Consider the following 25,616-nt stretch of genomic DNA (forward strand, 5'->3'; position numbering starts at 1 on the left):
TCAGATCACGGCTTTTTCCATGATGGGCGCGTCCCGTGCAATCCTGTCATAGTGAAATGGCGTCAGATCCAGGCTTCGATATGCGCCATAGGTCAGCCATTCGGCGGTACCACGGCCCATGGCCGGTGATTGCTGCAGACCATGACCCGAAAAACCATTGAGAAAGATGAAATTCTCAACCTCGTGGTGCGGTCCCATAATGGCGTTATGATCAAAGACATTCATGGAATAATGCCCCGCCCACTCGCTGGTGACCTTGATCGCTTCGAATTGTGGGATGCGCGTCGCCAGCATAGGCCAGATATGCTGTTCCCACAGGGCGTGATCCATAGTGAAATCATCGTAAGCGACGGGTGGGTCATGGTCGCTATGGCCGCCACATTGATAGGTGCCGCCGCCGATTTCGCGCACATGAACGCCTGATGGATCGATTGTCAGGGGCAGGTCACGGTCCAAGGGCTGTTCCGCTTTGAAGATCCATGTGAAGCGCTTTCGCGGCTCAACCGGGACATCGATACCGATCATCTTGGTCGTTCGCGCCGCGCGTGGACCCGATGCATTGACCAATTGACCGCAAGAGATCACCTGACCACCGGCCAGCGCAACGCTTTCGACGCGGCTGCCCACCGGGTTCTTTGTCATCGCGACCACCTCGCCCGAGACATATTCGACCCCGCGTTCGCGGGCTTGCCGGCGCCACCAATCAAAAACGGTCGCGCCGTCCCAATATCCTTCATCGACCAGGTTGATCGACCCCAGAACGATGTCATCGACGTTGTAAAACGGATAGTCCGCTTTGATCTGATCGGCTGTCATCAGTTGCGTGGCTGCACCCACTTGATGTTGAATCTTGGCGTTGGCGCGCAAAACAGTCGCAAATTCGGGTGTGTCCGCAAGATACATATACCCAAAAGAGTGAATGTTGAGATTTGGCACCCTGTCGTCGTTGCCCATGTAAGTGCGGATATTTTTGACGAAATCCGCCGCAAACTGGCTGATTTGCACATTGAGCGCTGTCGAGAATTGCTGGCGCATACATGAATTGGTGTGCGCGGTTGAGCACGCACCATAGGTCGGGTCGCGTTCAACCACTAGAACCGATCCATCGAAATCAGGATTGTCCGACAAGAACCAGGCTGTCGATGACCCCATGATCGCTCCACCGATGATCACGACGTCATAGGACGATCTGGTCGGTGATGTGTGAAAACCGGCTGTAGACATCAAAAACCCTCGCCCTGCTTGGCATGATTGAACATGTCTGTGACGTCCTGCGCATCTAAATTATGAAGTGGTCTCTGTTTTTCGGACAGTTTTTAGATGTGCTTGGGTGGATCGGATTTGGTTTCGCATGACGATCTGGCTGGGTCAGAGGCGCGCCAACGACATCTCTCGTTTCCGCCACGGTCCTATGCTCATTGCGGCGTAACAGCGGTTTTGGCGGTATCTCATTGCTACAACAGCGTTTCCTTTAGCATTTCCTCGATGTTGCGAAATCCTGGCTCCTGGTCGACTTAAGGCGCAGCGGCCGCTCGGAACGTCAAATCCTCGACCACGTCTTGGTTATCCACCAGGGCTTTCACCTTGTGATGAAGGGGCGATTTCGAACAGACCGGATCAGTTGCGGCAGCATCGCCTGCAAGTGCCATGGCCTGGCACCGGCACCCCCCGAAATCGCGACCTTTGAATTCGCAGGACCGGCAAGGTTCTTGCATCCAAGCATCCCCGCGATAAGCGTTGAAGGCGGCGCTGTGATACCAGATATCCTTTAACGGGGTTTCCCCGATCCGCTCGAATGTGAGCTGTGGGATCGTTTGTGCTGCGTGACAAGGCAATACGTGCCCGTCGGGCGCGATGTTCAAGCCGACCATACCCCAACCGCCCATGCAGCGTTTTGGCGCGTTTGAGTGGTAGTCTGCGGGGACGTAGTCCAACACCAAACGCCCCTCCAGCCGCTTGCGTGCCTCTGCCACGATCTTGCTTGCCGTGTCGGCTTGCTCTTTCGTAGGCATCAAGGAATCGCGGTTCTTCAACGCCCAGCCGTGGAACTGCACGATAGCAACCTCGATCCGCCGGGCGCCCATATCCATCGCCATCTCGATGGCTTGGGGAAGCTGATGCAGGTTTTTCCGGTGCAAAACCGTGTTCAGCGTCAAGGGAATCCCGAGTTCCCCGATCCATTCGGCGGCTTGCATCTTCCGTTTGAAGCCGCCTTTGTAACCGCCGATGTAATCCGCCATCTCGGCATCAGTGCCTTGCAAAGATAGCTGAACATGGTCCAAACCTGCCTCGTCCAAATCTTGCAAGCGCCGTTCTGTCAGACCGATGGCAGAGGTGATGAGATTTGTGTAAAGACCGGCTGCCCGGGCTGCAGCCACGAGTTCTGTGAGGTCTCGCCGTGCCGCGGGTTCCCCGCCGGATAAGTGCAGTTGCAACACGCCCAGATCGGCGGCTTGGCGAAAGGCATCGGCCCAGACATGGGTCGGCAATTCCTGTTCCTTGCGCGCAAGATCCAGCGGGTTCGAGCAATAGGGGCAAGACAGCGGGCACCGGTGGGTCAACTCGGCCAGCATGGCAATGGGTGGTGGAACCTTCATGTGGCCACATCCATGATCCGCCGGATCATCAGCCCATGCAGATATTCCCCCACATCTGATGTGATCTGGTCCAACGGGGCGTCGTATTTATCGGCCAGTGTCCGGGCTATGGTTTCAAATGTGCGCGTTCCGTCGATCTCTAACAAGATGGCGTGGCCGATCGGATCCAGGCTGATCGTGCGCTCGGGCGCGAGCAGGACCCATTGGTTCCGCACCTTGTCATGGTGCAGGCGAACGCCCCGCGGGATCACCGGGATGCTGGCCGCAGGAAGGGTCATGACGCTTTGGCCGCCTGCGCCTTCAGAAAAGACCCGGGTTGCCAGGCACCGGGTGGGATCCGCGCCGGATCGACATAGGCTGCGTGGAGGGCATCCAACTGGGCCCACAAGACATCGGTTTTAAAGGTCAGGGCCGCTGCAGCGGCATCCTGTTTCTCTGCCGTGTCGGCATGGTCCAACACCCAGGACAGCCCGAATGCCACATCCTTGGGCGCTTCCTTGAGACGATTTTTGAAATAGGACAGGCTGCGATCATCAGCGAACGCATAGTTCGCCAACAGCCCCTCGATGCGCGCTGCGTGTATTTTCGGCGCGAAGAGTTCGGTCAGAGAGGCCGCTACCGCCTCCAGCAATGCCTTGTCGCGGACAAAGCGAACATAGGCGTCAACCGCAAACCGCGTCGCGGGCAGGACACCTTCCTTGCTGGCCACGTAATCGCGGTCCAGCCCCACGGCATCTGCCAAACGCAACCATCGCTCGATCCCGCCCTCATTGTCGCCGGTCCCGTCATGATCCTCGATCCGCGACCGCCAGGCGCGCCGTAATTTGGGATCGTCAACGCGGCTCATGAATGCCGCATCCTTCATGGGGATGCTTGACTGATAGTAAAAACGGTTGATCACCCAGGCCCGCACCTGATCGGGGCTGCACCCGCCGGAATGCAGAAGGTGATGGAAGGGGTGTTTATCGTGATAACGCTGGGCACCGATCTGGCGCAGCCGGACCTCGAATGCGGTCATTGTCATAGCTCGACCTCCAATCCATCATAGGCGATCTGCCATCCCTGCGCCTCGGCCATCTGACGTTCGGGCGCGTCGGGGCGCAAAACCGGATTGGTGTTATTCATGTGGACATAGATCTTTCGCCCAACATGCACATCAGCGAAGGCTGCCATTGATCCATCCGGTCCTGACATCGACATATGACCCATGCGCGCGCCGGTTTTTTGGCTGAGGCCCGCATCCACCATCTCGTTATCTTGCCAAAGTGTGCCGTCGAAAAACACGGCGTTCGCGCCGTGCAGGCGCTGTTTAAGATCGCCTGTCAAAGCGGCACATCCAGGTATGTAGTGGGCCGATGCGTTGGCAGTTTCCAAGTGAACACCCACGGTTTGCTCACCCTCTAGCTTGGTCTCGACCGTCCCGGTTTCAAGGTACAAGGGCACCTTGCCCGGCACGGGATAGAGCGTTGCAGTCAGTCCAGGCACAAGCTCAACCGGTGTATTCAGGGCAACGGTAACGCGATCGACAAACCGCGCATTTAACGCGTCGAACACGGAATTTGCAGCGATCACATCGTGGATTTCACGCGTCGCAAATAGCGTAAATGGCTGCTGTTCCCGAAGTGTCAGCAAGCCTGCGATGTGATCAATATCACCATTGGTGAGTAGAACTGCTTTGATCGGGCTCACGCGCAGGTCGGTCGGATGAAGCTGATGTGACTGCCGCAGCTGTTCCCGAATGTCAGGCGACGCGTTGATAACCGCCCAGCATGTATCATTGGCCGAAACTGCCATGGATGACTGCGTTTGTGCCGGTATGGCCCCGGCCCGCGCAAGATTGCAATTCTCGCAACCGCAATTCCATTGCGGCAAGCCGCCACCTGCGGCAGCCCCGAGAATATGCGCGCGAAGACCCATTCAGTTGCTCCGCGCGCAGGTCTTCAGAACAGGGGATCGTTCTCGTGGTCGTCCTGATCCGGGCCATACATGTTGATTTCCATGCCGCACTCGATCTCGCGGATGATTGGTTTCTTCCAAGCCATGCCTAACTCCTCCAGTTATCTTGTACCAGCCAAAGCGTAGGTCGTGGGACGGTGGCGCGTCTCTTGGACTATGGTCGCAGGATCATCACCTGATCGTGTCCGGGTGCGATGCATGATGTTGCTGTCTAGGCCGCGTTTCGGACCGGTCTTGCGGCACGCAGGCAATCAGCCAACCGGTCAAAGGCCGCATTGGGCCCGCTTGGGGCCTTTTCGGCAATGAAGGCATCAAGGGCTGGCCAGACTTGGACAGCGGCATCGACGTCACCGTCGCTTCCGGCGGAATAGAGACCGGATTGGATCATCATTTCCGCGCGGTCATAGGCGCCCAGGCGACGCCGGGCCAAGGCGATCAATGCGTTTTCATGGTCATTCGCGGCCCCGGGCAAACTGCGAGAGACCGAACGCAGAACGTCAATCGCTGGATAGCGTCCCCGTTCCGCGATCTCGCGATCCAATACAACATGACCGTCCAGAACGCCGCGCAACGTGTCAGCGATTGGCCCCTCCATGTCGGAGCCGGCGACCAGAACAGAGAAAATCGCGGTGATATCACCGTTTGTGCCGCCTTGCCCGGGTCCTGCCCGCTCGGCCAGGGACATGATCAGGTGCGCTGTTGACGGCGGGAAGCCATGCAATCCCACACCTTCGCCAGCGGCCAATGCGATTTCGCGATGCGCTTCGGCAAACCGGGTGATTGAGTCCGCCAGGAAAAAGACCTGTTTGCCTGCATCGCGAAAATGCTCCGCCACCGTCATGGCCGACCAGACGGCGCGGCGGCGGGCGATGGGCGGCTGATCCGAAGTTGCCGCCACCACCACAGTTTTTGCCATGCGTTCCGGCCCCAATGTCTTGTCGACGAATTCGCGGACTTCTCGGCCCCGTTCACCAACCAACGCAACCACGATCACATCCGCGTCGACATTCTGCGCCAGCTGACCCAGAAGCATCGATTTCCCGACACCGGACCCGGCAAAAAGGCCCATCCGCTGACCGCGGACCAAAGGCAGGATCGTATCGAAAACAGCCAATCCCGTTGCCATGCGCGGCCCTAAATGTCGCCTTTGGGTGGCCGGTGGCGGCGCGGCGCGCAAACTGCGGGACACAGGACCTTGGATCAGGCTGCCGCCATCCAATGCGGCGCCATAAGGGTCAATGACATGGCCAAGCCAACTGTCATCAGGTGCCAATTCCGATCTGCCGATCCACGTAACCTGCTCCCCAATGCGCAGGCCGTCACAGGAGCGGTCGGGTAAGACCGTGACAGCATCGGTATTGATATCGATGATCTCCCCCATGGCACCCCCTATGGCGACTTGATCGCCGATGGCTGCCATCCGGCTCAGCCCGGTCACCCGAACCACGGTGCTCCCTGCACTGATCACGCGTCCGATCTGGTGTTCAACATTCGTATCGGCGATGCGATTGCATAAATCTTTAAATGATTGATCTTCCAAATCCGCTCTCCCCGTTTCTGGCTCTTACCGTTTCTAAAGGAATCGCAATTAAGACTTGGTTGAAAGCCGGTGGAGAAGCCCCGATGTTTGACAAACTAGAGATATTTCAACTTGCTGGCGGGATGGCCCGCCATGCTGGCGCTCGACAAAACGTCATTGCGCGCAATCTCGCGAATACAGACACGCCCGGCTTCAAATCCCAGGATATCTCCTCCTTTGCGCGTTCGGTTGATGGGTCCTCTGATACTGGGTTGCGCGCCTCCCGCGTCGGTCATCTTACGGATGCGAGTGCCGCGGGCGGCTGGCGCGTTTCCGATGCGGGCGGGGGCTCCAATGCACCCAATGGCAATTCCGTCTCCCTTGAGGGTGAGATGGTGAAAGCCGCCGAAACCCAACAACAGCATACGACCGCGATCAGCATATATCGCAGCGCGATCGATATCCTTTCCACCAGTCTTGGTCGACGGTAAGTGTGAGAACAAAGTATGAACGATTTAACACAAACCCTGGCGGTGTCGGCAAGTGCCATGAAGGCTCAGTCGACCCGGCTTCGCTATATCTCCGAAAACATCGCCAATACGGACACACCGGGATTTCGGCGCAAGATGACTTCCTTTGAGCAGGTCAAAGAGGGTGGCGAGGTTTCGGGCAAGATACAGACAGGCGGCGTCAGACTGGACCGTACGGACTTGCCACAGGTGTTTGATCCGTCTCATCCCATGGCGGACGAGACCGGATATTACGAAGGATCCAACGTCGAGATGCTGATCGAGATGTCGGACGCGCGCCAGGCGCAGCGCAGCTACGAAGCCAACATAAAAATGTTTGATCAGGCCCGGAAGATGGCCAGCAGCCTGCTTGAGCTGCTCAGAAGATAAGGAGATCCAGAATGGATGTACGGTCTACGATTGCGGCGCAAACCTATCAGGGTGCGCGTCCGGTTACTGAACCCACGGCAAAGCCGGAGGGGATGGGCGAAGGGCTGGCGAAGGTCACGCAGGACTTCGCCTCAATTCTCCAAAATGGGGAGCAGGTGGCCAAGGATGCAACTGTCGGCAAAGCCGACACGCATTCCCTGGTCCAAGCCCTGTCGCAGACAAAGCTGGCGGTCGAAACCGCTGTAACGGTCAGGAACAAACTGGTCGAGGCTTATCAGGAAATCCTGCGGATGCCGGTCTGACACCATGAATGAAGCCGTGTTCTATGACACCTTGCGCGAAGGACTCTGGGTCGCTTTGATCATTTCTGCCCCGATCCTTGCCGTGGCGCTGGTGACTGGCGTTGTGATCGGTCTTTTTCAGGCCCTCACGTCGGTTCAGGAAATGACGTTGACCTTTGTGCCCAAGCTCGGCGCGATGCTGGCGGTATTTTGGATGACCATGGGCTTCATGACCCAAACCCTCAAGACGTTTTTCGACAGCAGCCTGATCCCGCTGATCGCCGGAGGTTAATGATGAGTACTGGATATGTGACCCTGACCCGGCAGGTTGGCCTGATGCGCGAAATGCAATCTGTGGCCAACAACCTGGCAAATATGTCTACCACGGGCTTCCGTAAAGAAGGGGTCATTTTCTCGGAAGTGATCCGCGGGGTCGATGGTCCGGCGGGCTCTGTGTCCATGGGTGCAGCGCGCGTCCGACATACTGACCTCCAGCAAGGATCCCTAACGGCAACCGGCGGTCGCTTTGATTTCGCAATCGAAGGCGACGGATTTTTCATGGTCGCAACGTCAGAGGGTGAGCGGTTGACCCGGGCGGGTGTCTTCACGCCGAACGAGGCCAGCGAATTGGTCAACCCCGATGGCCATGCCCTGCTCGACCTTGGTGGCGCACCTGTCTTTGTTCCGCCTGATGCACGCAGTGTTGCGTTATCATCCGATGGCACACTCAGTGCGGATGGTCGCCCGCTGACGCAGATAGGCGTCTTTGTTCCCTCTGACCGCAATGATCTACAGCGCGAAAGTGGGACCCTGTTTTCTGCCAAAAATGGCGTTGAACCCGCTCCCAACGCGCGGTTGATGCAGGGATTTGTCGAGGGATCCAATGTCAACCCGCTGCTTGAGATCACCCGCATGATTGAGGTCCAGCGGAGCTATGAACTGGGCCAGTCGTTCCGCGACAAGGAAAGCGAGCGGACGTCAAAAATGATCGAAACAATTGTCGGCTAATCCCGAAAGGACCCACTGATGCAGGCCTTGAAAACCGCAGCCACGGGAATGAGCGCGCAGCAGATGCGCGTCGACGTGATCTCCAATAACCTCGCGAACATGAGCACCACTGGCTACAATGCCCGTCGGGCGGAATTTGCCGACCTGCACTATCGCCAGCTCGCAAAGCCTGGAACGGTGAATGCCTCTGACGGCAGCGTGTTGCCGACCGGCGTGCAATTGGGATTGGGGGTGCGGCCCTCCTCTGTTGCCATGGAGTTGGCCCAAGGGAGTCTGTCTCAGTCCGGTGGTGATCTGGATGTGGCGATCGAGGGGGAAGGATATCTTGAGGTGACGCTGCCCTCTGGCGATGCAGCCTACACCCGGGATGGTGCGCTAAAGCGCACAGGCGACGGTCTGATCGTCAATTCAGACGGCCTGCAGGTGGCGCCCGGTATCACCATTCCGGATGATACCCGCTCGATCTCCATCAATGCCAATGGAGAGATTTTTGGATATTTCGACGGGCAGATCGAGGCAGAACTGCTGGGGCAATTAACCCTTGTCGATTTCTCCAATGGCAAAGGGCTTGAAGCCATGGGTAGCAGCATTTTCCGGGAGACTGAAGCGTCCGGTCCGCCGATCCAGGGCATTCCCGGCGAGGCCGGTCTTGGCACAATCCGGCAGGGGTATCTCGAAGACAGCTCGGTTGATGCCGTTCGCGAGATCACCGACCTGATTGAAGCCCAGCGGGGCTATGAATTGAACGCCAAGGTCATTACTGCGGCTGATCAGATGCTCAGTGCAACGGCACAGGTCCGCTGATGCTGATACGTACCTTGATCGCCCTGGCTTTCGTGATCTCGGGATCGGCGGTTGCGGCCGAAACCCTGATCGCGGCACGCACCATCCGCCCTCTGACCTTGCTTTCCGCAGCGGATGTCACCGTCGTGAAAGACAAAGTACCGGGGGCGCTGCAGCACCCGCTTGATGTGGTGGGTATGGAGGCACGTGTTGCACTTTACGCGGGCCGTCCCATTCGCCCGGGCGATGTGGGTCCCCCGGCCCTGGTCGAACGCAACCAGATCGTCACCTTGTTATACGATCGGTCCGGATTGCGCATCGCAACCGAAGCCCGCGCGTTGGGACGTGCGGGGGAGGGGGACACGCTGCGCGTCATGAATCTCTCATCGCGCTCAACCGTTTCCGGCCGCGTAGATCACCATGGCCGGGTCATTGTCGGCCCAAGTGGCTCGCTCCTTGAAGACATGGAAAAGAATTAATGCGTCTCATCATCCCGGTTCTGTTGCTATTGACCATCTTGCCGTCATGTGGACGCCTTGGTCACCTGGGCAAAGCTCCTGAATTCACACCGATTGAGGCGGGTAACCAGCACCACGCCATGTCGGTCACGCCTTTGCCGGTCAGCCTTGAAGACCCACGTGACAGTGCGTCGGCTTCGTTGTGGAGCCGGGATCGTCGATCCCTGCTGGGAGATCGCAGGGCTGGTACGCGCGGTGACATCATGACCATCGTCATAGAAATCGATGAGCGGGCCGAGATATCGAACAGCACGCAACGGTCACGCGATGGCTCCGAAAACCTGAGCCTGCCGTCTTTCTTCGGTATTCCGCAGCGGATCAACGAAAAGCTTCCGGCCGGTGCATCCCTCGATGATGCGGTGACGACAAATTCAAATAGTAGCAGCGCGGGCGCCGGATCGGTACGTCGCAATGAGAAGCTGACACTCCGTGTCGCCGCAACCGTGGTCGATGTTCTTCAAAACGGGGTGTTGCGGATCGAAGGGTCGCAAGAAGTGCGCGTGAATTTCGAGATCCGGGAATTGCTGGTAAGCGGCTATGTCCGGCCAGAGGATATCTCGCGCCAAAACGAGATCACGTATGACAAGATCGCCTCGGCCCGGATCTCCTATGGTGGTCGCGGCCAGATCAGTGATGTGCAGCAGCCGCGCTATGGCCAGCAGATCGCCGATATCATCCTGCCATTCTAAAGGATAAAACACATGGGAAAGATCCTCCCCATCCTGTTGGCTGTCATCGGTCTGGGTGCCGGTGCTGGCGCTGGCTTTGTGTTGAAGCCTGAACCAACCGAAATGTCCATGGAATGCGCCTGCTCCGACAGTGATCACACCGAAGAGCCCAAGGCAAAAGAGCCCGAGAAGGCTGCCCCGGACGATCCGCGGGACTACATCAAACTCAACAATCAATTTATCGTGCCAATCGTTAGTGAAGCCCGCGTCAATGCCCTGGTTGTGATGTCGATCAGTATCGAGGTGCTACCTGAGGAGCGCGATACCGTGTACCAGCGCGAACCAAAATTGCGCGACAGTTTTCTGCAGGTTCTATTCGACCACGCAAATGCGGGCGGGTTCGACGGCAACTTTACGGTCGGGACCAAGATGTCTTCTCTACGTCGCGCATTGCTCGAAACCGCCCAAGCAACGCTCGGGGATCGTGTGACCGGAGTGCTGGTGACGGATATTGCGCGGCAGGATAACTGACCCGCACAGTCAAGCAGCTTTGGTCTTGATCGCGGCTGCCGGGGTCTGATCAATGTGAGTGACAGTGCTGTAATGGGCTGTCTCTTCGAACGCCGCTTTCCAATCAAACGATGCCGCGCGGCCAATTTTTGCTCTAGTTCTGCCAATCACGAACGCCATTGTGGAATTCTATCGGATACGACTGGATGGGCAGTCGATATTGGTCCGGCAGCTACTCGGCTGTCTTATGGGTAAGTTCCAAGGCGACCTGGTGGCGGCCAAATGAGCGTTGGGTGGCGGTGCGTTCCCGGATCGTCGCTGCGCGGGCTCGGGCCAGTGACATGTTCAATTTCCCTCGCTGTGTTTCCGCCCATCGCAACCATTGAGCGTCCACTACTATTTGAGCTGGGCTGACCTGTTCTGTGATCTTCAGACCGGACAGCACTTTTATTCTGTCCTGTTCGAGGTTGTCTAAAGCCATTCGACAGGCGATTTCAGCTTGTGACTTCTCCCTGAGCCGCACTTGTGCCGTTTGAAAAACCGCGTCGGTAATCTGGGTCAATCGCTTGAGTTTGTTACGATCCTTGATCTTCATGCCGAAGAGCCTTTCCTGGATGTGTAGGATTTTTGTGCCTGGGCCTGCATATCTTCGGCGAAACGAATGGCGACCGCGACGGGTTGATAATACTGCTCCTCGATCTCGGCGCCGATTGAGACGCTCGCATGAAGCGCGCGCGCCGTGGGCGGATCGCTATGGATGGGAATAGCAGCTTCTTGCGCAATTTCGCGGATGCGGGCTGCAATCTCGTCCGTTCCTTTGGCCACGCAAACGGGTGCCGTTCCTCGGGCGCGATCCCATTTTAAGGCGACAGCAAAATGGGTGGGATTGACGATGATCACACTGGCCTCGGGCACATCCTGCAACATCTGATTGCTGGCGATTTCCATCCCTCTCTGGCGGCGCTGTTGCTTGAGGTGCGGATCGCCTTCCGCATCCTTTGCTTCGTCCTTGAGTTCCTTGTGCGACATCCTGTTTTTGCGCATGTGATCGCTGTATTGCCACATATAGTCGACCCCCCCGATAACGAAGGAAACGATCGCAACGACGGCCAGAAATTCAAATCCGAGGTTCAGAAAGAGCTGTGTCACAAGACCAGGGCTGTAGATCAGCGAATAGATGATCTCTTCAATTTGTGTGCTGAGAAACACACCCAGGATTGCGGAGATGACGAAGAGTTTGACGGCGCTTTTCACGAACTCGAACAGGCCGGATCGGCCAAACTTGTTCTTGGCGTTGCTGATCACGGAAATCCGCGACAGTTTGGGCTCCAGTTTGCTGGGGGCGAAGATCAGGGAACGTTGGGCAAAGATGGACAATAAAACCAAAGTCGCCGGGACGGCGAACCAAGGCCATGTTGCGCGGCCGGTTGCGTCTAGCAGACCACCCGATAGGGCGACATTGCCATCTCGAAAAAAGATAGGGGCCAAGGTGTCTGCCTTGGCGATTATGCCGGCCCCGAAGTCCATGAACTGTTGGAGACTTGCAGCACCCAACGCACCTCCGGCGAGCAGCAGTCCGGCGTAAGCCGCAGCCGTGTTCAGATCTGTTGAGCGGGGCACCTCCCCTTTTTTGCGGGCATCTTCCAGCTTTTTGGCGCTGGGTTCATTTTGCTTGTCATCGTCATCATCTTGCTCCGCCATGTCACCCCCCGAACGGTGCGGCCAGGCGTGCGTTCAGCGCAGTCAGCCAGAATTGGAGCATCAAGGGCGCGCAGAGCATCAGAAGGCCAAGACCGGCGGCTGTTATCGCGGGCGCCCCAACCAGGACAACCATCAGTTGCGGCATCGCCTTGTTGATCGCGCCCAGGGCCAGGTTGTAGATAAAGGATGCCACGACAAAGGGGGCCGCTAACGTAAAGCCGAGTGAGAAGCTGCGGGCAACTGTGCCGGTCCCCCATTCCCCCAGTTGCGCACCGCCCATGGCGGCGCCAGGTGGGAAGATCTCATAGGTCAAGAGCACCGCTTCGATGAGCCGGAGGTGAAGGTCAGCGATGACCGCAATTGTCAGACCAGCCACGACAAGAAGTTGCCCAATGGCAGGTTGGGCTTCGACCATCGGCGATGCACCGAATATCTGCGACAGTGAAGTGGCATTTGCGGCGATCGAACCCGCCACCTGCAGGGCAATGATCATCAGTCTGATTGACAGGCCGAAGGCCAGGCCAATGATCGCTTCGGACACCATGAGCCAGGTGACTGGCAAGCGATCCATAACGAGGGATGTTGCCGTTTCCGTCATCGGAAGCAGGATGACGGTCATCGCAAGGGCCAGCACGAGGCGGATATTTTGGGGTATTGATCTCTCCCCAAAGACCGGCAGAACCGCAAAAGCTGCGCCGACTCTCAGAAAGATCAGCACGGCGTGCCAAAGGCCATCTTTCGCTACTGGAACGATTTGGGCCAGCGCGTCAATCATGCAGGCACAAGCCCGACAATCGAGGGGTTGGTCTCCATTCCAATCTCTTCAAATGACAGGACCGGTGACGAAATTCCCCGCGCAGATAGAACAGTGCGCAGAAACCGTCTGCGGCGCCCTGATGTGATCACTGCAGGGTTGACGCCGCTATCCGCCGCTGTCGCAAGCCATTCCGCGACGCCATCTGCCAGTTTGTTGAACTCTTCAGGAGGCAAGGCGATGTCAGGATGTTGGGTATTCGCGTCCAACTGGTATTTGGTGAAGGTATTTTCCCATTCCGGCGCAAGCTGCAGCATAGGGACGGTTCCATCAGGGCGGCGCATTTCGGCCACCAGTTGAAAGCCCAGTCGTTGGCGTACATGCTCGCAGATGGCCTCGGGTTGGGTGAAGGCAGAGCGCGCTTCGGCGACCGCCTCCAGGACAAGCGCGAGGTTTCGGATAGAGACTTGCTCTTCCAGCAGCAGCCGCAATACGCTGAGCAGCAGATCGACCGGCACCTTGTCTGGCACCAGTTCATCGATCATTTTTCGGTTGGCGTCGGCACGCATTTGATCGCTCAGATTGGTCATTTCTTCTAGCAAGCGCCGTAGGGCTTTCAACGTCATCAGCCTGCTGAAGTTTTTCTTGATCACCTCCAACAGATGCGTCGCCAGCACCTCTGTTGGTGTGACGATGGTTGTACCGGTGAGTGCAGCTTCCTCGCGCAAATCCTCGGTGATCCAGCGGGCAGGGGCTCCGTAGACGGGCTCCGAGACATCCTCGCCGGGAGGCAAAAGCGCAGGTTCGTTTGATACAAGAGCCAAGAGTTGATCCGGTGCCAACATGTCGCGTGCCTGCTCAACGCCATGGATGCGGATCGTGTAAGTGCGTGGCAATAACGATGCATTATCGGTCAGTCGGATTTCAGGGAGGATAACCCCATAGGTTGTAGCAACATGGCTGCGCATATTGCTGATCCGAGCATCCAGTCCGGTGGCCGGATCAAGGACCATACCTACCAGATCTGGAGCGAATTCGACGTGGATGTCGTCAAGATCCAGCAGATCGCCCATGGATTTCTCCACCGGACCTTCGGCTTCGATATCGTCGTCTTTGGCGAGGTCATCTTGAACACGATCCCGTTGATAGGCGATGTAGGCGCAAATACCCAAGGTCGTAGCACCTGCCAGGAACGGCAGAAATGGCAGACCGGGCACCAGGGCGAAGAGGGCCATCAAGACCGCAACCGTTGCCAACGCAGCCGGGTGTTTGCCAAGTTGACCGAATATGGCGAGATCAGTGGCGCCTTTGGCGCCTCCACGCGCCAAAAGCAGGGCCGAGGCAATGGAGATGATCACAGCTGGAATCTGCGAGACGAGCCCGTCGCCCACCGTCAGGATTGCATAGGTCTCAAAAGCCTTCCCCAAGGGCATGCCGTGCAGCGTCAACCCGATAATAAGGCCCATAACCAAATTCAGGATCGTGATGAGGAGCCCCGCGACTGCATCCCCCTTTACGAATTTCGATGCACCATCGAGGGAGCCAAAGAAGGTGGTTTCCGCCTGTTCTCGTTCCCGGCGCTCTTTTGCCTCCGAATGGCCGATAGCCCCGGCCGCCATGTCACTGTCGATCGCGAGTTGTTTGCCTGGCATGCCATCAAGGGCGAAGCGGGCGCTTACCTCTGCCATGCGGGTAGCGCCCTTTGTGATCACCATGAAATTCACGATCAGCAGGACACCAAAGACAACCAAACCCATAAAAACGCTGCCGCCCATGACGAACATCGCGAAGCCCTGAATGACATCACCTGCGGCATGGGTGCCATTGTGACCTTCACCGATGATCAGCTTGGTGGATGATACATTCAGTGAGAGGCGCAGCATCAAAGACGCCAACAGAATTGTCGGGAAGGACGAAAAATCCAGCGGTCTTTCAATGAACAATGTGATTGTGAAGATAAGGATGGCCAAGGCAAAGGATGCCGCCAAGCCAATGTCTAAAATCCACGCTGGCATGGGCAGGATCATCATGATGATGACCGCCATCAGAGCGATCGCCAAAAGAACTGTTGGGCGAAAAACTGAAGACAGCGTCAGGATCATTGGTACTGCCTTTGTTGCCTCATCAGGGGCGAAACAGATCTGGCAGATCTCGTGGGATCAGCCAGTTTGAAGCTTAGTTTGCCAATGTCGGTCTCGAAAGTCGCAATGCCTGCGGGTGATTTGTCCATTCTGGCCAAAGATCCTGATATTTATCCGGGTGGTGGGGCGAGTGGTTCTTCTGCGAGAAGGGCGTCAGCAGCTTGGCGCAAGGCGCGGCTTTGCGTGACGAGATTACGTCCTTGTTCCCTGGTAACCGGAGTAAGTGTGATCGAAGCCGCCGCCGGGTCACCGTTGTCTTGCAAGCTAAAGTCCCCGGATCCAGGTATATTGTCCTCCGCCTTCGTTTCTGAGGGTAGAGCGACAAACTCTCGCTGAGCGTCAGTTCCAAGCTTTTCAATATCTGACTGAATGCCGACGAACCAAGCCAATTGCGCTGCTTTGTTCTGCTCTCCAGCAGAAACATAGCCCTGAATTGCATCCTGATAACGCCCAATGGCAGCCATGGCGTTGGCGCGAATGATTTTTGCGTCTTCTGACTCTTCTCCTGCAAGTGTCGCCAGCGCCTCCCGGGGCTTGCCAAGCTCAAGTTGTATCCGGGCCCATAACAGTTTGTCGGTGGCGGGGGCGTCTCTATCTGGCGTACCAACCAGCGATGAAGCATCCTTTGCAAATCCCAAGTTCAGCAGCCGTTCCGCCAAATCAGGGATAGTCTTTTCCCTCAACGGCCTCTCGCCGTTCGTGATCTGTTCCGAGAAAAAGGAGGTCAGAAAGCGTTCGTCTTCCGCATTTTTTACCAGCTTAGCGATCACATCCTGACGGGCTTCTTGCAAAATCATGATGTCGGAGTTTGTCGCGTCCAGGGTTGAGAATGCGCCTTCAAAGTCGTTGCCGATCGCCTTTGCTAAAGCGAGTGCTGCGCTCAGTTTGCTGGCGATTTCTTGCCCGCGTTGTTCATAAATAATGGCTTCTGCCAATGTGCGCGTCTTCGCAGGAACAGGGGCACCCTGATCATTTCTGAGGGTCATTAACGTCAGCAAAGCCTGTGGCGTTGTCTCGGTATTTTCCGCAACCAGTGCCTTCAGTCGGCGCTCAGCCTGCTGTTCCTGGCCCATCTGTAATTCCTGCTCCGCAACGGCTTGTTTAACGGCGGGTGCGATAGTCTCGGCTGACCGTGTGACCGAATTTTGGATCGCAGCGGCAATTTCTGTCAGCCCAATTTCGCTCAGACGACCCATCAGGCTTGGCGCAATCTGCTGCTTCAAATGGTCGGGCAGCGCAAAAAAACTGGCCTGTACCGCGTTAGTATTGATTTCACTGCTATTCAGATCGCCGGAACCCGATAAAACGGCCCACAGCGCTGAAGCATTGTTGCAATTCGATAAGCCTTGGAAGATGCGGTCAGATGGTGCGATACCCTCGTCGACAATGTGCGAAAGGGTGTTAATTTGCGCGATGCTGGGATGCTGTTCCGAAGAGAGTGCTTGAAGGAGAAAACGTGCTTCGGCTCCAAAGCCAAGATATAGGTAGATAATCGCCATATCCGTTTTCTGATCGCGACTTGGTTGCCCCACCAGATCACCCAACAGGGCGCGTTGTTCTGCAAGAAGTTCAGCCGCCGTCATATCGCCACCGCGATCAGTCAGAGCCAGTTCCGAAGCAAGCTGGCAGTTTTTCTGATTGTTTCCTCGAGCATTTGCGCGCAAACGCTCGCGAACTTGATCAAACACTGTCTGAGAAGCCAGGTTATCGGGTATTGCCCCGGCTTCTTCGCCACTGCTTTGCAGGTTGGGATCTGCTGCAGGTATCTGCAGGGTAATCAGTCCCTGGCTTGACGCTCGTCCCAACTGTTCGATCAGTGCTGTTTCAAGCGTATCTACCGTTATGCTTTCGTTCGACTTGAAGAGAGGTGAAATCTCAATTGCTGGCGTCGTCGGTACTCTGATGCTTGGTTGGATCTGGGTTGGCGAAGTCGTCACGCCGATCACATCATTGGTTAGCGGCAATGTCTGATCTTCGCGTGGTTTAGGATCAGCGACTACTTCAAACGGACTATTAGGGTCGGCAGTGCCAGTAACGATATCGATGACCAATGTGTTGTTTGGGATTTCAAATGGCTTGATGTAACATGTACATTCTACAGTCAGATTGAGCGCGCCAGTGGTTTTATCGAAAGAAATCGATTGCAATCGATCACGGGGAATCAGGTCAAAGACTTGATCCAGGCCAAGGCTGATCCCTTGGCGACCAAGAGTAATCGCATAACCATCATCGGTACGTTTTGCGTCCCAACTGGTTTCCTCGGCAAAGACCATGACCAAGCGTGAGAAGTTTTCGTGCTCTCCCGACAGAACCCGGACATCTTCTGCCGAAGCGCATGCTGCCCAAGTGCAGAACCCGGCCACCACTAAAAGCGACCGCATTAAGCAGCTTCCTGTTGCTTGGTTTCTTTCAGCGCGTCTTCCAATTCGGAATAGCTGGGGCGGCAGTGGCCCGGCGTGTTCTGACGCCCTACTTCGATGCAGATGTTGGTGGCGTGATTGTGCAGATTGGCGACCAAGACTTCCCGGATCAACTGATAGAAATGGCCGTCCTCTTCGACGACGGTTTTCACCTTCGCGGCGAAAGGACCGACTAAACCATATGCCAGAAAAACGCCGAGGAACGTACCAACCAGAGCACCGCCGATCAGCTTACCCAGCACTTCAGGAGGCTGATCGATCGAGCCCATGGTCTTGATCACGCCGAGAACGGCGGCGACAATCCCGAGTGCTGGCAATCCGTCGGCCACCGTTTGCAACGCATGGCTGGAATGCATGGCATGGTGGAGATTTGCCTCCATCCGTTTTTCCAGAACTTCTTCGACCTGGTGGGGGTCATCATAGTTCATTGAAGCAGAGCGAAGCGTATCACAGATCAGATTGATCGCTTCGGCATCACTCAGAATTTTTGGATAACGTGAGAAAATTGAAGAGTCGCTGGGTGCCTCTATGTGCTCTTCAAGCGCAACCGGGTTTTGGCGGGCCAATCGGATCAGTTCGAACAACAGACAAAGAAGATCGCGGTAGTCATGATGGGCCCATTTCGGCCCTTTGAACACTTTGCCCAAGTCGCGCAGGGTTTGCTTAATCCCGGCCATATCATTTGAAATCACAAAGGCTCCGACGGCGGCACCGCCAATCATGGTCATCTCATATGGCAAGGATTTCAGTATGATACCCATCTTGCCGCCGGCGGCGAGATAGCCCCCGAAAACCATCACAAAAATGATAACGATACCGACAATGCCGATCATGGTTGTATCTCCGCCCTACGCGTTCTGCTTATCCTCTTTTGACCCGAATCGGGTTAAGGCCTGCTGAACACGTGTTCAATCCGTTGGGGCATTGAGGTTCCGCCCGGACAATATCAGGCTGACGGAATAGGCTGTTTCAGGTCTAAGCCCAGACATGACCGCCGCTGCCGCGTCAGGTTTCATCCGACCCAAAAAGCCTGCAGCGAATGTTGGCGTCATCTCTTGAAACAGTGCGACAGCATCCTTGGGCTTCATATTTTCGTAGACGCGGGTAAGCCGGTCCAGATCGCTTTCCGCAGCGGTCCCGGCGACTGCCATCGTCTCTTCCAGCCTGGTTTCAGCCTCTTCTAAAGCCCTGAGATTGGCGGTCACCTCCTTCTGGATACGGTTTAACGTCACCTCGCGACTCCGCAAGGCTTCCTCGCGTCGGGTGACTTGTTTTTCGCGTTCCAGCAAGCGGGCGAGCAACTCCGATACACCGCGACCAGTTTCGTTTTTAGGCATGCTCTCGGCCTTTTCGGCGGTGGGAATACCCTTGGCAATTGCAACGCCGGCTGTTTCGCTCATTCGGATCAAACCAGACCCCAGAAAGAGCGACGCGATGATTACCAAGGCACCTCGGCCCGGTTTTTTGATACTCTTTCGCGTCCGGCTCATACCAGCGCCTCCGCCAAGCTGTCTTGCTCGCGTTTGCGGCGCACTCTGCGCACCTTGCGCGGCTCCGCCGAGGTTTTGGGTAGATCGTGGGTTGATGCCAATAGCAATTCCAACCGAGAGGTCGCAGCCTCTGCCCGAGCCGTGAGGTCCTTCAACTCCTTGGCCGATCCGGCCGCCGTCTGTTGAGCACCTTTCAAGGCTTTTGTCAGATCATCGACCTGAACGGAAAGGACCGCAACAGCCCCACCCATGCCCTGCTCAAGATTGGTGAATTTTTTCAACTTACGCGACAACACAAAGCAGTAGAGCGCTGCGCAACCAGCTGCGGCAATCAAAAGCAAATCAGCAATAAAAGACATCATTATCCCTCAGTTGATCACGAATTCGGTAATGAGCAGGTCTCGCACCCGGCCATCCCCCACAACGAGCTGAACGCGGCGCAACATCTGCGCCCGCAACCGCAAAAGGGAGGTCGGATCTTCCAATTCCTGCGTGCTCAACGCGCGCAGATAGCCGTTCAACACATCGCTCACGCGGGGCATCAACGTGGCGACCTCATCAGATTGACCATCGACCACTTCCAAATGGCCCCGAAAACGCAGATGCGAGGTGTGTCCGGCTTCATTCAGAGAGATGATCAAGGGATCAATGGGCACGAATGCCACAGATGGCAAAGCAGCTGCCGGCTTTTCATGGGCGACGTCCTCGCCCTTGTCGCCGGTTCCGCCGATCAATCCACTATAGGTCGCATAGAAGCCCCCCCCGCCCAAAGCGACGGCAAGGACCAGGCCGATCAAAGGCGGCAGTTTCGATTTCTTCGGGGGTGCCTCGGCTTCGGCTTCTGAAGCATCGGACATCGCGGGGCCTCCTGACTCTCGGATGCCCCTCTATAGCCCCAGGACGACTAACCGATTGTTAAGTCAGATGGGCCATGGATAGCACATCCGGGCAGAAGCCCCTTTAGCAGGAGAAGAGTGGTGCAAAACCTCGTGTCCATCTGGTCATCCCTGGACGCCCGCCGCCGCGTTATCGTTGTTTTGGCGACGATCGCCGTCTTTGCATCGGTGATGTTGATGTCCCGCATGGCATCGAATCCCAACATGACGCTGCTTTATGCAGGCCTTGATAACAGTGCGGCCGGTGAGGTCGTTCAGTCCCTGGAACAGCGGGGAGAGCCTTATGATGTGCGGGGAGGTTCGATTTTTGTTCCATCCGCCCGGCGGGATGAGCTGCGCATGACATTGGCCAGTGAAGGCCTGCCAGCGGCGGGGGCCGCCGGGTATGAACTGCTGGACGGTTTGTCGGGTTTCGGCACGACATCCCAAATGTTTGACGCCGCATATTGGCGCGCGAAAGAGGGTGAGTTGGCCCGCACCATGTTGGCCAGTCCCCTGGTCTCCTCGGCCAGAGTGCACATCTCGGCCCCTGATTCGCAGCCTTTCCGCCGCAGCCAGACTGCAGCCGCATCCGTTTTCATATCACCGGCCCAGGGCGGACTGAGCCCGGCACAGGCCAAGGCGTTTCGGTACTTGGTCGCATCTGCCGTCACCGGCCTGAGCGCTGACGCCGTATCGGTCATCGATGGATCAACGGGTGTTGTGATCGCGGGTGACGAACCCGAAGCGGGCGCACAACTCAACAGTGACCGTGCGACTGCCCTGAAAAATGGCGTTGAGCGTCTGCTCGAGGCCCATGTGGGTCGTGGAAATGCCATTGTGGAATTGAGTGTTGAAACCGAAACGGCCAGCGAAGCCATTACCGAGCGTCGTTTTGATCCCGACAGCCGGGTTGCGATCAGCACGGATACCGAGGAGCGGACCAATTCGGAGAGCGGCGAAAACGCCAATGTCACGGTCGCCAGTAACCTGCCCGATGGTGACGCCGCCGCTGGCGGAAGCAGCTCCAGTCAGAACAGCGAGACCCGGGAGCGGGTGAATTTCGAGGTGTCAGAGACCCAGCGGGAGATCCTCAAAGCGCCCGGTGCCGTGACCCGGCTGACAGTCGCGGTTTTGGTCGATGGCAGAATGACCGTCGATGCAAATGGCGCCGAACAATGGGCGCCGCGCTCTCAGGAGGAATTGGACGCGCTGGAAGAACTTGTGGCTTCCGCGGTGGGTTACAGTGAGGTGCGCGGTGATGTGATCACCATAAAGTCTCTTCAATTTGAAGCACCTGCACCATTGGGTACTGAGGCCAGCCCATCGCTGTTGCAAAACCTCAATGTCGACCTGACCCATCTGATCCAGATTGCGATCCTCGCACTGGTAGCGGTGGCGATCAGCCTGTTTGTGGTGCGCCCGATCCTGACAAAACCCCAGCCCGAGATTGCGGCGGCACCTGCGCTGGCGTCCCCGGCCCCTCCGCCCGCAGCCGTCGCGGCCAGTGCGCCAGCAGTTGCGCTGGATGGGGAGATTGAGAGCGGCTTTGATCTGCCGGACGTAGCTGGCAATCAGAACTTCGATTTCAATTTGGAAAGCGGCGGTGAGGGCTTGCCCGATCTTGCCAGCTTGGGAGGTGAGACCGCCGATCCCGTCGATAGATTGCGGCAAATGATCGAAGAGCGACAGGATGAGACGCTCGAAGTGCTGCGCGGCTGGATGCAAGACGAGAAAGAAAGCGTATGACCTTGAGAGCTGTCATTCTGGAAAATTTCGACACCACGAAACCGGCACCCAAGGCTGCTTTTGCAGCGAACCAGGGTGAGCCAAAGGAGCAGTGGCTGGACGTTTTTGAGCGCGGCTACAAAGACGGCTGGGACGACGCAATCAAGGCGAGCGAGGCGGAGCAGGATCGGATCGGCGTGGAATTGTCCGGGAACCTGGCGGACCTTGGTTTCACATATCAAGAGGCCCGCGCGGCCGTTCTCAAGGAGATGCGGCCGCTCTTGGAAGGACTGTTGAGCAAGGTGTTGCCTGCCTCGACCCGCGATCTTTTGAACCACCGGCTGTTGGATGAGTTGGCGGAACTGGCGGACAAGGCGGCACATGTGACCCCTCGCATTGTAATCGCCCCCGCGAATCGCAGCCTGATCGAGGGTCTGCTGGCCGATCAAACGGCACTTCCCGTCGTGATCGAAGAGGAGCCCTCCCTTGGCGAAGGGCAGGCCTATTTCCAGTTCGGAGCATCCGAGCAGAAGATCGATCTGGATGCGGCCTTTGAGAGCCTTTCCGCCATCATCTCGGATTTCTTTGATCATATCGCAGAACCTCAGGAGAAGGCCTATGGATAATACCGCTGCAACCGGCGCGTCTAACCCGTTTTCGCAAGTCCCGGTCGAGGTCACCATCTGCGTGGGCAAGGCGCACCCTAAGGTACGGGACCTTCTGAGCCTCGAACCCCAATCCGTCCTGTTGTTGGACAAAACTGTGGATGACCCGGTCGAGCTTTATGTCGGCCAGCGCCTCATTGCCCGGGGGGTATTAGAGGAGGAAGAGGGCCAACAACCTGCACGTCTGGTCGTTCGATTGACCGAGGTTGCCCAACCTGACGGCGAACTGTGATCACTATGGGCCCGTCCTGTCGCTGGTTCGGTCTGGGGGCAGCGCTGCTGGTGGCGTCGGCTCAAACGGCTGGGGCGCAGGGCATCTCCATCGATCTTGGCGAAGGGGGATCGTTGTCTGCGGCCAGCCTTCAACTGATCGCCTTGATCACGGTGCTCAGCCTCGTACCGGGGCTTGCAATTATGATCACGTGTTTCCCGTTTATCGTGACCGTGTTGTCGATCTTGCGCCAGGCTTTGGGCCTTCAGCAATCGCCACCAAACATGTTGATCGTCACACTTGCATTGTTTTTGACGTACTTCGTCATGGACCCCGTGTTTACGGAAGCTTGGACCCGTGGCATCCAACCCTTTGTTGACAATCAGATGGAACCGGCCGAAGCCTTTACGCAGACCATGGCACCATTTCGCATCTTCATGGCAGCCCGCATCGATCCTGACACCTTTGGCAGCCTCTATGAGCTTCGCGAAACCGTCCCGCTGGAGGGTGAGATTTCCGATGCGCCCCTGTCTCTCTTGGTGCCATCGTTTCTTTTGAGCGAGATCGAGCGCGCGTTCCAGATCGGTTTTCTGATCTTCCTGCCGTTCCTGATCATTGACCTCGTCGTTGCAGCCGTCCTGATGTCCATGGGTATGATGATGGTCCCACCGGTGATCGTCTCCTTGCCGTTCAAGCTGGCGTTTTTCGTGGTCGCAGATGGTTGGGCGCTGATTTCCGGCGCCCTGGTCCGCAGTTACTTCTGACTTGCCTTGCCATCACATGCGTCCCCGCCCTGGTCCAAAAGGCTCGAAACCACCTGTCTTGCGCCACAGTCCCGCCCAGTTCTCGCTGTATTCCCGGATTCGTAAACAATGAGAGGCGCGGGGATGAAGGCGGATCCGGGTGATCGCAATCGAGGGGGCTTTGGCTCCCTAAGCTGCTTTGCGCTGGCGATCCTTGTTCTGGCGGTTGGCGGCTTGGCCTATCTTGGCGAGCTTCATAAGGCTGAAATGCGCCGCCTCGCCTTGTCCAACGACCCCCCTGCACTGACCCAGATTGCTGCACTGCAGGCAACCGATATTGGACCGGCAGGCGAGGCACGGATCATCGCTCAGGTTGACTTCACTCTCCGGCAAACGGTTGGATTTGATGGTGTGCCGGGCCTGTCAAACGCGTACATCCTGCCTCTTCTACCATCTGACGCAACGGGTGCGATACCGCCACAAGCGCTTGGTGTTTTGATTTACACAGGTGATGCGGCGAATTTCAACGACACGAGCCTTGAGGCGCTGCTCACGAATATCGTGGGCGTGGGTCAGTTTGGCCCGATCCTCGAATTGCACGGTCTGACCGAGGAAAACTGGCAGTATGGACCGCTGATCTCCCGCGCGTTCGACGGTGCTAACCGTCCCCTCTCGGATAACCCATTGATTTTCGCGCCTTTGCAAGGCTCTCGCGCAACTGCATTGGAGCCAACACCGCCGGGCGCCAGCATGATCGTCGCGTCTGGTGTTGCCGGGCTTTTGCTTGTTTTGGGCGTGGGGCTGATCGCCTTTGGATCCGGCGCCAAGGCCAAAAAGAAAAAGGCTGCGATCGTCACCCATGTCATGCTGTCACCCTATGCGCCGCAGATGGTTTCGGGCGAAGATGGTGCGCGCGCTGTTCAAAAGCTGTTGGTCCCGAACGGCTCTATGGGGGCCGATATGCCGGGCGGTGTCTACAGCCCGCCCAAAGAGGGTCTGACCGAATTTGCGCAAACCACCGATCCCCTTGATGCCTATGAAAGCGAGATCACCTATCTGGAGGAACGCCTGAACCATGCGGCCAAAGCCGGTCGCCGCAGCAAACGCCGTCCGCAGCGACAGGCCGACCCCGGTTCAGGCCCGACCCTGACCGTGCATTCCAACGACCATTACGACGACACGGTCGACCCGGGTCAGACCGCGGAACTGGAGGCTGTCGAATACGAGGCCGCCCCCCCTGATGTGGATACAGTACCGCTGGATGATGCGGATCCGTTTGTGCGCCGCCTGGACCGGTTGAAATAGCAGGGCGCCCCGGTCAGATGGCCACCTTAACATCTGGCAAATCAAGCGCCCCAATCAGATCGCGCAGTTCCTGACGGGCGGCGACATTCGACAGGCTCATCTTTTCGACCCCCACATCTTTCAGGTCCAGCAGCGTCAGACCCCGGGGAAACAACTCGCGAAAGATCACGCGCTCACCAAACCCCGGCGCCACCCGGAACCCGATCCGTTTGCTCAGCCGTCGCAGCGCGTCTCCGACCTTTTTCTTGTTGATCATCTGTTGCGCGCCAAGCCGGTTGCGCACGACGATCCAATCTATGGGCTTCAAGCCGGCTTCTGCGCGGGCCTGTCGCGCGGCCCAGACCATTTCGGCATAAACTGACGGGCCCAGAATGCGCCCATCCGCCGGATCGATCCGCGCCAGCAGGTCGAAATCGACAAAGCTGTCATTCAGTGGCGTAATCAGCGTATCCGCAAGCGAATGCGCCATCTGGCTCAATCGCGTGTAGGATCCGGGGCAATCGATCAGGATGAAATCCATCTCTGTCCGAAACGCCTCAATCGCGGTGCTGAGTTGTCGATCTTTTTCGTGCTCTCCGTTCAGCAGCTGATCCGCTGGGATCTGCGGCAACTCCCGATAGACCGGAGATGGCAGGGACAGGCCCGCCCGCGCGCAATGCGCCTCCCGGTTTTCCACATAACGCCCCATGGAGCGCTGGCGCAAATCCAGGTCCAAGGCCCCCACGCGGTGCCCCATGCGGGCCAGGGCCGTGGCCACATGCATGGATGTCGTGGACTTTCCAGATCCGCCCTTTTCGTTGCCGACAACGATGATATGCGCCATGCTCGTGACCCTTGGAAGATG

31 protein-coding genes are annotated in these 25,616 nt (G+C 57.2%); 14 read left to right on the plus strand and 17 right to left on the minus strand.

Features of this window, described 5'->3' with window-relative positions; all coding sequences use genetic code 11:
* The 7 genes from IU397_RS01180 to IU397_RS01210 form a co-directional block, all read right to left on the minus strand.
* Entirely contained in the window at nt 1-1,224 is a 1,224-nt protein-coding gene (locus IU397_RS01180; protein WP_204409760.1) for an FAD-binding oxidoreductase, read from the minus strand.
* Between the two features lie 290 nt (nt 1,225-1,514).
* On the minus strand, nt 1,515-2,597 hold the full coding sequence (pqqE, locus tag IU397_RS01185; RefSeq protein ID WP_204409762.1) for a pyrroloquinoline quinone biosynthesis protein PqqE: 1,083 nt from the start codon (nt 2,595-2,597) through the stop codon (nt 1,515-1,517).
* On the minus strand, nt 2,594-2,875 hold the full coding sequence (gene pqqD / locus IU397_RS01190; RefSeq protein WP_204409764.1) for a pyrroloquinoline quinone biosynthesis peptide chaperone PqqD: 282 nt from the start codon (nt 2,873-2,875) through the stop codon (nt 2,594-2,596). The genes pqqE and pqqD overlap by 4 nt, the downstream gene beginning before the upstream one ends.
* Complete coding sequence (gene pqqC, locus IU397_RS01195; RefSeq protein ID WP_204409766.1) at nt 2,872-3,621, minus strand: pyrroloquinoline-quinone synthase PqqC; 750 nt, start codon at nt 3,619-3,621, stop codon at nt 2,872-2,874. Before pqqC ends, pqqD begins: the two co-directional genes overlap by 4 nt.
* A complete protein-coding gene (pqqB, locus tag IU397_RS01200; protein ID WP_204409768.1) occupies nt 3,618-4,514 on the minus strand; it encodes a pyrroloquinoline quinone biosynthesis protein PqqB in 897 nt (298 codons plus the stop codon). Before pqqB ends, pqqC begins: the two co-directional genes overlap by 4 nt.
* Before the next feature lie 23 nt (nt 4,515-4,537).
* Nucleotides 4,538-4,639: a pyrroloquinoline quinone precursor peptide PqqA gene (pqqA, locus tag IU397_RS01205; protein ID WP_204409770.1), complete on the minus strand. Its 102-nt coding sequence runs from the start codon at nt 4,637-4,639 to the stop codon at nt 4,538-4,540.
* A 125-nt stretch (nt 4,640-4,764) separates the two neighbouring features.
* Entirely contained in the window at nt 4,765-6,093 is a 1,329-nt protein-coding gene (locus IU397_RS01210; RefSeq protein WP_204409772.1) for a FliI/YscN family ATPase, read from the minus strand.
* Between the two features lie 83 nt (nt 6,094-6,176).
* Here IU397_RS01210 and IU397_RS01215 point away from each other — a divergent pair, with 83 nt between their 5' ends.
* Genes IU397_RS01215 through IU397_RS01255 form a run of 9 tightly spaced genes read left to right on the plus strand, consistent with a single transcriptional unit; the run spans nt 6,177 to nt 10,760 of the window.
* On the plus strand, nt 6,177-6,563 hold the full coding sequence (locus IU397_RS01215; protein WP_204409774.1) for a FlgB family protein: 387 nt from the start codon (nt 6,177-6,179) through the stop codon (nt 6,561-6,563).
* A 15-nt stretch (nt 6,564-6,578) separates the two neighbouring features.
* Complete coding sequence (flgC, locus tag IU397_RS01220; protein ID WP_204409776.1) at nt 6,579-6,971, plus strand: flagellar basal body rod protein FlgC; 393 nt, start codon at nt 6,579-6,581, stop codon at nt 6,969-6,971.
* Between the two features lie 11 nt (nt 6,972-6,982).
* Nucleotides 6,983-7,273: a flagellar hook-basal body complex protein FliE gene (fliE, locus tag IU397_RS01225; RefSeq protein WP_204409778.1), complete on the plus strand. Its 291-nt coding sequence runs from the start codon at nt 6,983-6,985 to the stop codon at nt 7,271-7,273.
* 4 nt (nt 7,274-7,277) lie between these two features.
* On the plus strand, nt 7,278-7,544 hold the full coding sequence (locus IU397_RS01230; RefSeq protein ID WP_204409780.1) for a flagellar biosynthetic protein FliQ: 267 nt from the start codon (nt 7,278-7,280) through the stop codon (nt 7,542-7,544).
* The gene (locus IU397_RS01235; RefSeq protein ID WP_204409782.1) at nt 7,544-8,260 is read left to right on the plus strand and encodes a flagellar hook-basal body complex protein; all 717 of its coding nucleotides are present in this window, start codon (nt 7,544-7,546) and stop codon (nt 8,258-8,260) included. The genes IU397_RS01230 and IU397_RS01235 overlap by 1 nt, the downstream gene beginning before the upstream one ends.
* An 18-nt stretch (nt 8,261-8,278) precedes the next feature.
* Complete coding sequence (gene flgG / locus IU397_RS01240; protein ID WP_204409783.1) at nt 8,279-9,064, plus strand: flagellar basal-body rod protein FlgG; 786 nt, start codon at nt 8,279-8,281, stop codon at nt 9,062-9,064.
* Nucleotides 9,064-9,522, plus strand: coding sequence for a flagellar basal body P-ring formation chaperone FlgA (flgA, locus tag IU397_RS01245; RefSeq protein ID WP_204409785.1), 459 nt, complete (start codon nt 9,064-9,066; stop codon nt 9,520-9,522). The genes flgG and flgA overlap by 1 nt, the downstream gene beginning before the upstream one ends.
* On the plus strand, nt 9,522-10,250 hold the full coding sequence (gene flgH, locus IU397_RS01250) for a flagellar basal body L-ring protein FlgH (RefSeq protein WP_204409787.1): 729 nt from the start codon (nt 9,522-9,524) through the stop codon (nt 10,248-10,250). Before flgA ends, flgH begins: the two co-directional genes overlap by 1 nt.
* Nucleotides 10,251-10,262: 12 nt before the next feature.
* Nucleotides 10,263-10,760: a flagellar basal body-associated FliL family protein gene (locus IU397_RS01255; RefSeq protein ID WP_204409789.1), complete on the plus strand. Its 498-nt coding sequence runs from the start codon at nt 10,263-10,265 to the stop codon at nt 10,758-10,760.
* 211 nt (nt 10,761-10,971) lie between these two features.
* Here IU397_RS01255 and IU397_RS01260 read toward each other — a convergent pair whose 3' ends face one another.
* From IU397_RS01260 to fliL, 9 genes are all read right to left on the minus strand, one after another.
* Entirely contained in the window at nt 10,972-11,334 is a 363-nt protein-coding gene (locus IU397_RS01260) for a hypothetical protein (RefSeq protein WP_204409791.1), read from the minus strand.
* Nucleotides 11,331-12,440: a flagellar biosynthesis protein FlhB gene (locus IU397_RS01265; RefSeq protein ID WP_204409793.1), complete on the minus strand. Its 1,110-nt coding sequence runs from the start codon at nt 12,438-12,440 to the stop codon at nt 11,331-11,333. The genes IU397_RS01260 and IU397_RS01265 overlap by 4 nt, the downstream gene beginning before the upstream one ends.
* A gap of 1 nt (nt 12,441) precedes the next feature.
* Nucleotides 12,442-13,215 carry a flagellar biosynthetic protein FliR gene (locus IU397_RS01270; protein WP_204409795.1) on the minus strand — a complete coding sequence of 258 codons (774 nt, stop codon included), beginning with the start codon at nt 13,213-13,215 and terminating at the stop codon, nt 12,442-12,444.
* Nucleotides 13,212-15,296: a flagellar biosynthesis protein FlhA gene (gene flhA, locus IU397_RS01275; RefSeq protein WP_204409798.1), complete on the minus strand. Its 2,085-nt coding sequence runs from the start codon at nt 15,294-15,296 to the stop codon at nt 13,212-13,214. The genes IU397_RS01270 and flhA overlap by 4 nt, the downstream gene beginning before the upstream one ends.
* Before the next feature lie 149 nt (nt 15,297-15,445).
* Nucleotides 15,446-17,716 (minus strand): hypothetical protein, encoded by a 2,271-nt coding sequence (locus IU397_RS01280; RefSeq protein WP_204409801.1) that lies wholly within the window; start codon nt 17,714-17,716, stop codon nt 15,446-15,448.
* The gene (gene motA, locus IU397_RS01285) at nt 17,716-18,588 is read right to left on the minus strand and encodes a flagellar motor stator protein MotA (RefSeq protein WP_204409803.1); all 873 of its coding nucleotides are present in this window, start codon (nt 18,586-18,588) and stop codon (nt 17,716-17,718) included. The genes IU397_RS01280 and motA overlap by 1 nt, the downstream gene beginning before the upstream one ends.
* A 75-nt stretch (nt 18,589-18,663) precedes the next feature.
* Entirely contained in the window at nt 18,664-19,155 is a 492-nt protein-coding gene (locus IU397_RS01290; protein ID WP_239479522.1) for a MotE family protein, read from the minus strand.
* Nucleotides 19,156-19,241: 86 nt separating this feature from the next.
* Nucleotides 19,242-19,607, minus strand: a complete 366-nt coding sequence (locus IU397_RS01295) for a hypothetical protein (RefSeq protein WP_370541589.1) — start codon at nt 19,605-19,607, stop codon at nt 19,242-19,244.
* A 6-nt stretch (nt 19,608-19,613) separates the two neighbouring features.
* Nucleotides 19,614-20,102 (minus strand): flagellar basal body-associated protein FliL, encoded by a 489-nt coding sequence (fliL, locus tag IU397_RS01300; protein ID WP_204409815.1) that lies wholly within the window; start codon nt 20,100-20,102, stop codon nt 19,614-19,616.
* Between the two features lie 120 nt (nt 20,103-20,222).
* Between fliL and fliF the strand changes: the two genes are divergently transcribed.
* From fliF to IU397_RS01325, 5 genes are all read left to right on the plus strand, one after another.
* Entirely contained in the window at nt 20,223-21,869 is a 1,647-nt protein-coding gene (gene fliF, locus IU397_RS01305) for a flagellar basal-body MS-ring/collar protein FliF (RefSeq protein ID WP_204409817.1), read from the plus strand.
* The gene (locus IU397_RS01310) at nt 21,866-22,474 is read left to right on the plus strand and encodes a flagellar biosynthesis protein (protein ID WP_204409818.1); all 609 of its coding nucleotides are present in this window, start codon (nt 21,866-21,868) and stop codon (nt 22,472-22,474) included. Before fliF ends, IU397_RS01310 begins: the two co-directional genes overlap by 4 nt.
* Nucleotides 22,467-22,745 carry a FliM/FliN family flagellar motor switch protein gene (locus IU397_RS01315; protein WP_204409820.1) on the plus strand — a complete coding sequence of 93 codons (279 nt, stop codon included), beginning with the start codon at nt 22,467-22,469 and terminating at the stop codon, nt 22,743-22,745. Before IU397_RS01310 ends, IU397_RS01315 begins: the two co-directional genes overlap by 8 nt.
* Before the next feature lie 5 nt (nt 22,746-22,750).
* Nucleotides 22,751-23,488 carry a flagellar type III secretion system pore protein FliP gene (gene fliP / locus IU397_RS01320; protein ID WP_204409822.1) on the plus strand — a complete coding sequence of 246 codons (738 nt, stop codon included), beginning with the start codon at nt 22,751-22,753 and terminating at the stop codon, nt 23,486-23,488.
* A 123-nt stretch (nt 23,489-23,611) separates the two neighbouring features.
* Nucleotides 23,612-24,772, plus strand: a complete 1,161-nt coding sequence (locus tag IU397_RS01325; protein WP_204409824.1) for a hypothetical protein — start codon at nt 23,612-23,614, stop codon at nt 24,770-24,772.
* A gap of 13 nt (nt 24,773-24,785) precedes the next feature.
* Here the strand turns inward: IU397_RS01325 and IU397_RS01330 are convergent, their stop codons facing one another.
* Complete coding sequence (locus IU397_RS01330) at nt 24,786-25,595, minus strand: division plane positioning ATPase MipZ (protein ID WP_204409826.1); 810 nt, start codon at nt 25,593-25,595, stop codon at nt 24,786-24,788.
* Nucleotides 25,596-25,616 lie beyond the last annotated feature (21 nt).

This window comes from Actibacterium sp. 188UL27-1, assembly GCF_016901225.1.
Taxonomy (GTDB): Bacteria; Pseudomonadota; Alphaproteobacteria; order Rhodobacterales; family Rhodobacteraceae; genus 188UL27-1.